We start from the raw sequence: 11,202 nt of genomic DNA on the forward strand, positions 1-11,202 counted from the left end.
TTGTTGGGGTGCGAAACTTAAGTATTTATTTAAGAATACGATTAATATTCTGTTAAAGTGCATAGCCTATAGATAGTAAAACAAATAATATGAGGTGATCACTTCTGACTATCTTGGCGCTAATCGTAATGGTTTTGAATACGTTGGATGGGGTTTTTACCTATATTGGTTTGAAGAATCTTCAAATGGTAGAGGCTAATCCTTTTCTACGTACACTAAAGCCAGAGTCTGTACTCGTACTTAAATTACTTTTAAGTGGATTGTTAAGTTATGTTATATTTAATAAAGGTCTTATTAGGTTTGGTAAGAAGTTTCAAATCCTTTTGTCAATGGTCATAGCAGTTTATTCAGGCGTAATCTTGTTACATCTCTTTTGGTTAATCCCATTCTTATTTTAATATATTTCATGTTTGGTAAAAAAATAACCAAAATTGATTGTAAGAAAATCGCAACAATACAAGGATGATGCTATAAAGAGGCGTCGTCCTTGTATTTTTCCTATAAATGGATTTGGGTTTTCAGGAGTATTTATATATAATGTACATTATAGTAAGAAAGTAGTGTGAAGATTTATTAGTTAATGGGGGTATGCATAATTTGCTTATCAAGAATAAGAGAATCTTGATTGCCGCCGTTTACTTGCACAAACATCTTACCTGCAGAAGTAAGTAACTTTTCTGCTTCTTCCTTCGACATAGAAGGTTTTAAAAAAAATATTTGTAATGCTTGTACCGTATCTTCATTAACTGTTGTTCGAATCGAATCGATAAAAGGGCTACCAAATGGTCCCAATTCATCTTGAATTGTTAAGGTCCCATTTAAGTTATTATCTCGTCCATTGATACCTGTTAACGAAGTCTTAGAATTACCAATAAATATATTAATATCACCTTTTATATGAGATACATCATATAAACCTATAGGAATTTCAAATTGTAGGGAAAAGAAGTTATTTAGATCTACCCCACTGTTAAAAGGCTGCAAATAGTTTTGGTTTCGAATGCGACGCATCAACGCCTCCATTGAAGGACAATATCGACCTGGATTTGACCCGAATTTTTTCCATAATCCTCTCCATTCCTTAATCCCCTGATATTCCGTCAACTCTTTATCTTGTAAATCGATAAATAAGTGTTCTTGATATAAACGTATTCGTCCTTTTAACATTTGAGGAGATTCTGATACCGTAAATTTGGTATAATGAATAATGCCTATTTTAATGTTTTTTTCTATTTGAAAAATGGATGGGTCGATTGAAATTGTCATAATATCATCACCTCACTGTATAATTTTCAAAGAAGATTGTATCATTGAATCTTCTTTATTTAAATCACTTCAATAAGCTTGGTTATCGTTTAAAACCTTTAAATTAGTTTAGCATAAGGAAGGAGAAGTTATCATGAATATAGATCAGTTTCAACAAGAGTTAGTTTCGTATGCGAACTCAATTGGTATTGATAAAATTGGCTTTGCTTCTTCTGACCCTTTTCGTGAACTGAAGAATCGTTTAAAGCGGCAACAAGAACTTGGTTACCAATCTGGCTTTGAAGAGCCAGATATTGAAAAACGGACGACCCCAACACTTCTATTGGATGAAGCAGAGAGTATTATTGCAATAGCAATTGCCTATCCATCTCGCATGGATAATGCACCACAAGGAAAGAAAGGCGAAAGAAGAGGTATTTTTGCAAGGGCGTCCTGGGGAATTGACTATCACACGGTGTTACGAGACCGTCTAGCTAAATTAGAACAGTTTATTGCTGAATATACTCCTAATGCCAAAACTCGCTCTATGGTGGATACTGGTGAGTTATCAGACCGTGCTGTAGCAGAGCGAGCAGGAATCGGTTGGAGTGCTAAAAATTGTGCGGTTATTACTCCTGAGTTTGGTTCATATGTATATTTAGGTGAAATCATTACAAACATTCCCTTTAAACCAGATACACCAATGGAGGATGAATGTGGAGATTGTCGGCTATGTTTAGATGTTTGTCCAACGGGAGCTTTGATTGAAGGTGGTCAGCTAAACGCACAACGCTGTATCGCATTTTTGACGCAGACAAAAACATCGTTACCTGATGAGTTTCGTACAAAAATAGGTAACCGTATCTATGGATGTGATACGTGCCAAACAGTTTGTCCAAAAAATAAAGGGAAGTTTAATAGGCATCAACTCGAATTCCAAGCTGATCCGGAAATTGCCAAACCATTACTCGTACCACTATTGAAAATGAGTAATAAAGAATTTAAAAAGAAGTTTGGACATGTGTCAGGATCTTGGAGGGGAAAGAAACCGATACAACGAAATGCTATATTAGCACTTGCGCATTTTAAAGAAGAAAGTGCAATTCCAGATTTAATTGATTTGCTTGAAAATGATGTGCGTCCAGTAATTCGTGGAACAGCTGCATGGGCAATTGGGAAAATTGGCACAGAAGATGGACGCTTTGCACTTAATCAAGCACTACAAATAGAAAAAGAAGCTGAAGTGGTTGAAGAAATATATAAAGGCTTAGCTTTTCAAACTGTTAATTAAGGAAGTGAACCTATGGTAATACACATTGTTTTATATCAACCGCAAATACCTGCCAATACAGGAAATATTGCACGTACTTGTGCAGCGACCGATACAAAGTTACATTTAATTCGTCCACTTGGTTTTTCGACAGACGATAAGATGCTAAAGAGAGCTGGACTGGATTATTGGGAACATGTTGATATTCATTATTACGACGGCCTAGAAGAAATGTTTGATAAGTACCCTCAAGGGGAGTTTTTCTTCCTTACAAAACATGGATCTATTCCCCATACATCATTTAACTTTAGCAATCGAGATAAAGATATATTCTTTATTTTTGGAAAAGAAACATCCGGACTCCCTCGAGACTTAATTGATGACAATAAAGATAGATGTTTACGTATCCCCATGAATGATAATGTACGTTCTTTAAATTTATCAAACACAGCAGCAATTTTAATATATGAGGCACTACGACAACAAGATTATCCGAATTTAAAATAAAAAACAGGATTGCTAATTACTAGCAATCCTGTTTTAATATTCTATTTCTTTTCAGATGCACCTGGTTTGTCATCGTACCCTGCCGTGAAAATCGCAGCAAGGAATGCAACAGTAATACCAAGAATAAGAAGTAAGCCCATGGATATTGCCTCCTTTAAAGAAAATTACATTATCATACCTTCTTATAGTATAGCTTACTTCATTTCAAAAAGAAATATTCTCTGCGCTGTAAATATGGCAATTATGTTTCATTCAGTGTGGTAAGAATAATAATTGATATAAGAATAGCGCTGCAAAGATATACAGTAAAGGGTGTACTTTACGTGCTTGACCTTTAAAAATCTTTAACAAAGGATACAAGATGAAACCAAGTTCTATGCCTGTAGCAATACTTGAAGTTAAAGGCATAGTTAAAATAATAATGAATGCTGGAAATGCTTCATCAAACGAATCCCAGTCAATGTTCTTCACTGCGCTAATCATCAAACTACCGACAATGATTAAGGCAGGAGCAGTAATAGCAGCTACACTTGATAATGAAGCAACAAGCGGCCCAAAGAAAGCGGCAATGGTGAATAGTATGGCTACAGTAATAGATGTTAAACCTGTACGGCCACCAACCGCTACACCTGCAGAAGATTCGATATAAGCAGAAGTAGGGCTAGTACCAAACATTGCTCCAACTGTGGTAGCAACTGAATCAGCTAGTAAAGCTTGCTTAGCTCGTGGCATTTTGTTACCTTTCATTAAACCAGCTTGTTTCGCGACACCAATCATCGTTCCTGTTGTATCAAACAACGTAACGAGAAGGAAGGAAATTACGATTCCAAACATACCATATTCAAATACATCCATTAAAGCGATTCCTGGATTCCACACTATTACTCCTTCAGGCAAAGAAGGGAGTTGAATAGGGCTTCCTTTGAACGTTAATTGACCAGTGAAGAATGCAATAATACCTGTAGCAATCATTCCGTAGAATAATGCTCCATAAACATTCATGACCATTAAAATTAAGGTCACTAGAAGTCCAAACAATGTTAGTAACACCGGAGCACTTGTTATATCACCAAGTTTAACTAAATTCTGTGGATGTGCCTCAACTAGACCGGATAAACGCAAGCCGATAAATGCAATAAATAGACCAATACCGGCCGTGATTCCATTCTTCAAATTTTCAGGAATAATTTCTATTAGTTTCTTCCTTAAAGGTGTTAATGATAGAAGAATAAATAAAATTCCGGCAATAAAAACAGCTGAAAAAGCGGTAATATAATTAATTTCGCCATTTGATGAAATGACCACTGTATAAGTAAAAAATGCATTCAGACCCATACCTGGTGCGATTGCAATTGGATAATTTGCAAACAAACCCATCCATAACGTACCAACGACAGCCGAAATGATTGTAGCTAAGAAGACTTGATCAAATGGTACACCTGCATCAGCTAGGATAACCGGATTTACAATTACAATGTAAACCATCGTAAGAAAAGTAGTCATTCCAGCTAGCATTTCAGTTTTTACATTAGTTTTATGTTCTTGTAAGTGAAACATGGTGTGTCTCCTTTCGAAAAGACGAACAAAATGAACAACATTCCATATATTATTCGTTTTTAAGTCATAAAGCAATAGTTTTCGTAAAAAACTCTTCAAAAAATCTTCTTACTCGTAATATCGAGATTCCATTTGTACAATAGAAGAATACGATTAGAAAGGATGAGGAAATGACATTAACTTTACAATCGACCAAAACGTTACATAATGGTGTTGAAATGCCACGTCTTGGGTTAGGTGTTTATAAAATGACGAACCCTGAAGAATCAATAAATGCAATGACTGTTGCTCTAAAAGTAGGCTATCAAGCCATTGATACCGCTTCGCTTTACGGCAACGAACGAGAAGTTGGAGAAGCTGTCCGCGCATCAGGTATAAAACGTGAAAAGCTATTTATTACAACAAAAGTGTGGAATTCTGATCAAGGATATGACCAGACATTACGTGCATTTGAAAGTTCTTTGGAAAAACTGGGGTTTGATTATGTAGATTTGTATTTAACACATTGGCCTGTTAAAGAATTATTTACTGAAACGTACAGGGCAATTGAACGTCTGTATGACGAAAAATTAATTCGTGCAACTGGTGTTTCGAACCATAACCAGCATCATTTAGAAAAGATACTTGCAAAAGCAAATATAAAACCAATGGTGAATCAAATTGAATTAAACCCGCGTCTAACACAGTATGACCTGAGAACGTTTTGTGCAGACAATCATATCGCTGTGACTTCTTGGTCTCCATTAGCACGTGGAGGATTGTTAGATGAACCATCACTAATTCGTATGGGTATGAAATATAGTAAGACACCTGCTCAAATTATTATTCGTTGGCATTTGCAACACGGCTTAACAGTAATCCCTAAATCAGTAACACCTGAAAGAATTGTATCAAATGCAGACGTTTTCAATTTTGAATTATCATTCGAAGACATGAAGAACATTGATTCGTTAAATCTAAATGAACGAACAGGTGCTGATCCAGATAATTTTGAATCACGCTTTTAAATTAAAAGAGATTCTCCAAGTCTTATTAGACTTGAGGAATCTCTTTTAATTTATGGTGAAAACTTTATCTTCACATACTCATTTGTAGTCTTCAACAACAATCATTTCTTTTGTAATAGGGTGGGTAAATTGTAATTTTTTCGCTTGTAATGAATAATTATCTGCTCTCGTTCTTGAACCATACATTCTGTCACCAGTAATTGGATAACCAATTGAGCTGAAGTGAACCCGAATTTGATGCGTGCGTCCTGTTTCCAAAATAACATGTACTTTGGTGAAATTGGCATCTTGTCCAACGACTTCAAAATGAGTAATAGCCGTTTGACCAGAAGGAGATACAGCCCTGCGCGCTGAATCATGACGGTCTTTACCGATTGATGTACGAATTGAACCACTTTTTTGTGTCATAAACCCATCGACAATTGCTTCATAAGTCCGAATGATTTGTTTGTCCTCTAGCATACGATCAAGCATGGATTTGATAAGGGGATGTTTGGCAATTAATACTAATCCTTTTGTTCCTTGATCAAGTCGATGGACATGTTCCGCATAGACTCCACCTTGTTTATTCACATGTGAAATGACATGATTCATACATGTACCAGTTTGTCCTGGATCATTTGGATGGGTTGCCATGTCTGCAGGTTTAGAGACAATTAGCACATGTGCATCTTCAAACAAAATAGGTACTTCACAAACATTGGTTGCCACATAAGATGATGGCTCTACATTCACATTAAACGTTAGGTTTGTCCCTTTTGGATAATGGTGTTGCCATACCATAGGCTCTCCTGCTTCATTTAGTACACTTTTAGCCATGCGCATTTCATGCATAACTTTCTTGCCAACTTGAAAATCGTCACGTAATAGTTGTTCGATGGTAATATTGTCTTGTTGTAACGCATATTGAAAAGTTGTAATCATTTATATTCCTCCTAAAAAGAGACCATGTACGATTACATGGTCTACAGGTATTTCTATTTTAATACAATATCATTAAAAAATGTTTTAATATTTTGTTCTGGTTGATTTCCAACCATACGTGAAACTTCTTTTCCATCTTCAAAGTAAATTATTGTTGGCGTTGCTTCAATCTTGTAATCATTCCAACCTTGTTCAAACTCATAGATATTGTATTGTACTAAGTCAACTCCCATATCTGCAGCAATAGGCATTAACACGGGGGTCATTGCTCTACAATGTTCGCATATTGGACTGAAGAAGTAAGCCGTTACAGGTTCTCCACTTTCAATACTTGATTGTAATTCATCAGGTAGAATAATGTTTTGATAGTACTCATCATCTAATTGGTCAATCGTCTCTTGTTTTAAATCATTTGTCTTATATTTATTGTCTGCTAGTTTTTTGTCGTTAGACATAGTATTTAAGACAATAATTAAAGCAAAAATGGCAATGATTATACCACCAAAAATTAATAATTTCTTCATTACTTTTCCCCCTTTGAAGCCTTCAATAACATGAAACTTGTAATAGCAATAAGAATAAATGCAGTTAGTGCTAGAAATGGAATGGTGATGAAACCAAAGATATTGATATATTCACCTGTACAAGGCACGCGTCCACACGATGGTGAATTCTCAGACAACAAATTAATCTTTTGTAATCCATAATGATACAGAGAAATTATACCACCAATGACTGAAAAAGTTGCAGTCGTAACTGCAATCCGTACATTTTTTTGTACATAGGCAATACCTAATATAAGAACGAGTGGGTACATGAAGATTCGCTGGATCCAGCATAACTCACATGGTTCATAGCCTCTTATTTCTGAGAAGAAGAGAGAACCCATTGTAGCTGTAAAAGCTGTAACCCACATAAATAACAACATATTTTCTGATTTTTTAGACATGTTCTAATCTCCTCTTCTGAGGGTAAACTCATAATAAAGTATAATTCTAAGTTCACAACATGTAAAATATTTTCAACGGAGACCAAAATCTTGGTATAATGAAATAGAAAGCTTATGAAGGAGACGATACTATTATGTCAGAGGAATTTGATTTATCACAATTTGAAGTAAGCATGGTAATTAGACAAAGTACCATGGATGATATAGAACCAATTTTAACAATGCAAAGACTTTGTTTCCCAGGTATGGATCCATGGAAGGTAGATCAATTACGCAGTCATTTAAGTATTTTCCCAGAAGGTCAGGTTGTTGCTGAACTGGATGGTGTAATTATAGGATCTTGTTCTAGTTTAATTATAAATTTTGATGAGTACGACGATCGTCATTCATGGTCTGATGTCACGGATGCAGGGTATATTACGAACCACAACCCAGAAGGATATAATTTATATGGTATTGAAGTGATGGTGCATCCAGAATATCGACGTATGAAAGTGGGTCAACGTTTATATGAAGCACGAAAAGAAATAGCACGTCAGTTTAATTTGAAGTCCATAATTATCGGGGGACGAATTCCAAATTATCACAAACATTCAACAGAAATGTTACCACGTGATTATGTAGATGCTGTATCCAGACACAAAATTTATGATCCAGTATTAACATTCCAAATTATGAATGGCTTTACGCTTATGCGTATTAATCCCAACTACTTACCTGATGATCGTGCTTCTGGAAAGTATGCAACACTTATGGAATGGAACAATGTTGACTATAAACCAATGTCGAAACGTCATTTTAAGACGAGTTATCCAGTCCGTATTTGTGTTGTTCAATACATGATGCGAGCAATTGAGTCGTTTGATGATTTAGCAAATCAGTGCGAGTATTTTGTGGACGTAGCCTCTGATGCCCATTCCGACTTTGTGGTGTTTCCAGAGATTTTCACCACTCAACTAATGTCATTTCTAAATGAACCATCACCGAGTCGTGCTATTCGACGTTTAACTGAATACACACCTCAATATATTGAACTCTTTACTGATTTAGCTATCCGATACAACGTTAATATTATCGGCGGGTCACATTTTGTAAAAGAAGAGAATGATGAAATTTATAATATTGCTTACCTTTTCCGCCGTGATGGTTCAATTGAGAAACAATATAAAATTCACATTACACCAAATGAACGCAAGTGGTGGGGAATTAGCGCAGGTGATTCAGTTCGTGTCTTTGATACTGACTGTGGGAAAATTGCAATTCAAATTTGTTATGATATTGAGTTTCCTGAAGTTGCAAGAATTGCAACGGATATGGGAGCAAATATTATCTTCGTACCATTCTGTACAGAAGATAGACAAGGATTTTTACGCGTTAAGTATTGTGCACAAGCTCGTGCAGTTGAAAATCAAATTTATACCGTTATTTCAGGGACAGTTGGAAACTTGCCACAAACTGAAAATATGGACATTCAATATGCACAGTCTGGTATTTATGCACCTTCTGATTTTGAATTTGCTCGCGATGGAATTGTTGGAGAAACGAGTCTAAATCTAGAAATGGTGTTAATCGGAGACGTAGATTTAGAAATTTTACGTCGTCAACGACAAGACGGTACTGTAAAACAATTAAAAGACCGTCGTCATGATGTATATGGTATAGAATATAAAAAAGGTTGAGGAATGAGTGCCGCTTCGAATTTTATGTAGCTCCAAGCGCCATCTCACCACCAATTCTAATGGAGGAATAAAAATGAGTTATCAACAAACTGCCGAAAAATGGTTAGCTTTCAATCATCTTGAAGTAGAATTGAAAGAACAGCTTTCAGCCATATCCCAAGATGAAAAACGCTTGGAAGATGCATTTTATAAGGATTTAGAATTTGGTACTGGTGGAATGCGCGGAGAAATTGGTGCAGGGACGAACCGTATGAATACATATACGGTTCGTAAAGCTTCTCAAGGATTGTCGGATTATATCAAATCTGCCGGACAAGAGGCCATGAAAAAAGGGGTTATTATCGCCTATGATAGTCGCAGAAAATCTCCAGAATTTGCGCATGAAGCGGCAAGTACGTTCGCGAAAAATGGTATTCAAGCGTATGTATATGACCAACCTCGGACCACTCCACAGCTATCATTTAGCGTTAGAGAACTAGGCGCATATATGGGTGTAGTGGTAACGGCAAGTCATAATCCTCCTGAATACAATGGTTATAAAGTCTACGGAGAAGATGGTGCACAGCTTAATTTAGAAGATGCTAAAGCAGTAATTACCCATGTTCAAAGAGTAGGTGATGAACTGGCAGTTGAAGCAGGTAATTATGAAGACCTAGTTAAAACTGGGATGATTGAAATAGTTGGGCGTAAATTAGATGAGGCTTATCTTAAACTTGTTGAATCGGTTCAACATCATCGTGAACTTACAGGGAAAGATGATTTAAAAGTTGTATTCTCACCACTACATGGAGCTTCAGGTTCTACTGTTCGTGAATTGATGAATAGAGTGGGTTACACTAATTTTACTTATGTAGAAGATCAAATGGAACCCAACGGTGATTTTCCTACTTTGAGTTCTGCAAATCCTGAAGAAGCTGCTGCCTTTGAACTGGCGATACAGCAAGGTAAAGAAGTGTTTGCAGATATTTTGATTACAGCTGATCCAGATGGGGACAGAGTAGGAGTAGCTGTTAAGCAAGAAGACGATTATGTGTTACTGACGGGGAATCAAACTGGTGCAATATTAATTGAGTATCTGTTAACTCAGTTAAATGATAAAGGGATCATGCCCACGAATGGACGTGTCTTTAAAACGATCGTAACATCTGATTTAGGGAAAGTCATTGCAGAATCTCATGGGGCATCGACTGAAGATGTGTTAACTGGATTTAAATTTATTGGCGAAAAAATACAGCAATACCAACTTACAAAAGAATTTAAGTTTTTGTTCGGCTACGAAGAGAGTTATGGCTATTTAATTAAGCCATTTGCACGCGATAAAGATGCTATTCAAGCAATTCTATCAATCTCAGAAGCAGCCGCTTTTTATAAGATGCAAGGCAAGACCTTATTGAGTGTGTTACATGAGTTATACGTGCGTCATGGTTATTATCTCGAGGGCCTCGTTTCTGTTATGAAGAAAGGTTCAGACGGAGCACTTGAGATTAAAGGATTGTTAACTAATTTACGTAATAATCCTCTAAGTGAAGTTGCAGGTATTGCAATTTTGTCTCAAGAAGACTATTTAACACAAACTCGAAGTTTCACAGATGGTCGGGACGATGAGAAACTACTATTACCACAAGCTGACGTACTTAAATACTTCTTAGCAGATGGTTCATGGATATGTGTTCGCCCGAGTGGAACTGAACCAAAGATAAAATACTATATTGGTGTGACGAGTCCATCTGAAATTGATAGTAAAGAAAAACTTGATGCCATAACTACACAATTCACAGCGGAAATGGATAGTCGTTTCAGCTTGTAAAACAAAACCCTATTAGTGAATTCGCTAATAGGGTTTTGTCTACAAAATAAGAGAGTATATGTTTTTCCGAGTTATAGCTTTGAACTGGAAGTAGCTATGTCAAGCTCCAAGCGCCAGCCCGCGGGCACTTTTTGGGTCTGAAAGACGAATCGTTCGTCTTTCATCCTTCCAGCGACGCCGTCGGGCTAAAAGGCGCTTTGCGCTTTTCTTACAACATAAGAAAGTGTATAAATTGATGTGCCAAGAACTCAGTGTTC

Annotated in this window: 11 protein-coding genes; 6 read left to right on the plus strand and 5 right to left on the minus strand. The window is 36.4% G+C overall.

The window, feature by feature from the left end; all coding sequences use genetic code 11:
- The first annotated feature begins 128 nt into the window (after window positions 1-128).
- Complete coding sequence (locus B371_RS23960; protein ID WP_019413208.1) at window positions 129-398, plus strand: DUF5658 family protein; 270 nt, start codon at window positions 129-131, stop codon at window positions 396-398.
- A 175-nt stretch (window positions 399-573) separates the two neighbouring features.
- On the opposite strand, the gene B371_RS0105010 is transcribed toward B371_RS23960, so the two are convergent.
- Window positions 574-1,266: a B3/4 domain-containing protein gene (locus B371_RS0105010; protein WP_019413209.1), complete on the minus strand. Its 693-nt coding sequence runs from the start codon at window positions 1,264-1,266 to the stop codon at window positions 574-576.
- Window positions 1,267-1,399: 133 nt separating this feature from the next.
- On the opposite strand from B371_RS0105010, the gene queG reads away from it, so the two are divergent.
- Both queG and trmL read left to right on the plus strand, forming a co-directional pair.
- Complete coding sequence (gene queG, locus B371_RS0105015; RefSeq protein ID WP_019413210.1) at window positions 1,400-2,536, plus strand: tRNA epoxyqueuosine(34) reductase QueG; 1,137 nt, start codon at window positions 1,400-1,402, stop codon at window positions 2,534-2,536.
- Window positions 2,537-2,548: 12 nt separating this feature from the next.
- On the plus strand, window positions 2,549-3,022 hold the full coding sequence (gene trmL, locus B371_RS0105020) for a tRNA (uridine(34)/cytosine(34)/5-carboxymethylaminomethyluridine(34)-2'-O)-methyltransferase TrmL (protein WP_019413211.1): 474 nt from the start codon (window positions 2,549-2,551) through the stop codon (window positions 3,020-3,022).
- Between the two features lie 252 nt (window positions 3,023-3,274).
- Here the strand turns inward: trmL and B371_RS0105030 are convergent, their stop codons facing one another.
- Window positions 3,275-4,579, minus strand: coding sequence for an NCS2 family permease (locus B371_RS0105030; RefSeq protein ID WP_019413213.1), 1,305 nt, complete (start codon window positions 4,577-4,579; stop codon window positions 3,275-3,277).
- Between the two features lie 170 nt (window positions 4,580-4,749).
- Here B371_RS0105030 and B371_RS0105035 point away from each other — a divergent pair, with 170 nt between their 5' ends.
- On the plus strand, window positions 4,750-5,586 hold the full coding sequence (locus B371_RS0105035; RefSeq protein ID WP_019413214.1) for an aldo/keto reductase: 837 nt from the start codon (window positions 4,750-4,752) through the stop codon (window positions 5,584-5,586).
- 78 nt (window positions 5,587-5,664) lie between these two features.
- Here the strand turns inward: B371_RS0105035 and B371_RS0105040 are convergent, their stop codons facing one another.
- The 3 genes from B371_RS0105040 to B371_RS0105050 are packed head-to-tail and all read right to left on the minus strand — an operon-like array spanning window position 5,665 to window position 7,459.
- Window positions 5,665-6,510 (minus strand): RluA family pseudouridine synthase, encoded by an 846-nt coding sequence (locus B371_RS0105040; protein ID WP_019413215.1) that lies wholly within the window; start codon window positions 6,508-6,510, stop codon window positions 5,665-5,667.
- Between the two features lie 53 nt (window positions 6,511-6,563).
- Complete coding sequence (locus B371_RS0105045) at window positions 6,564-7,034, minus strand: co-chaperone YbbN (RefSeq protein WP_019413216.1); 471 nt, start codon at window positions 7,032-7,034, stop codon at window positions 6,564-6,566.
- Window positions 7,034-7,459: a disulfide oxidoreductase gene (locus tag B371_RS0105050; RefSeq protein WP_019413217.1), complete on the minus strand. Its 426-nt coding sequence runs from the start codon at window positions 7,457-7,459 to the stop codon at window positions 7,034-7,036. Before B371_RS0105050 ends, B371_RS0105045 begins: the two co-directional genes overlap by 1 nt.
- A 134-nt stretch (window positions 7,460-7,593) precedes the next feature.
- Here B371_RS0105050 and B371_RS0105055 point away from each other — a divergent pair, with 134 nt between their 5' ends.
- Both B371_RS0105055 and B371_RS0105060 read left to right on the plus strand, forming a co-directional pair.
- Complete coding sequence (locus tag B371_RS0105055) at window positions 7,594-9,138, plus strand: carbon-nitrogen hydrolase family protein (protein WP_019413218.1); 1,545 nt, start codon at window positions 7,594-7,596, stop codon at window positions 9,136-9,138.
- 73 nt (window positions 9,139-9,211) lie between these two features.
- Window positions 9,212-10,945, plus strand: coding sequence for a phospho-sugar mutase (locus B371_RS0105060; protein ID WP_019413219.1), 1,734 nt, complete (start codon window positions 9,212-9,214; stop codon window positions 10,943-10,945).
- Window positions 10,946-11,202: the final 257 nt, after the last annotated feature.

It is taken from the genome of Paenisporosarcina sp. TG20 (assembly GCF_000286315.1).
Taxonomy (GTDB): domain Bacteria; phylum Bacillota; class Bacilli; order Bacillales_A; family Planococcaceae; genus Paenisporosarcina.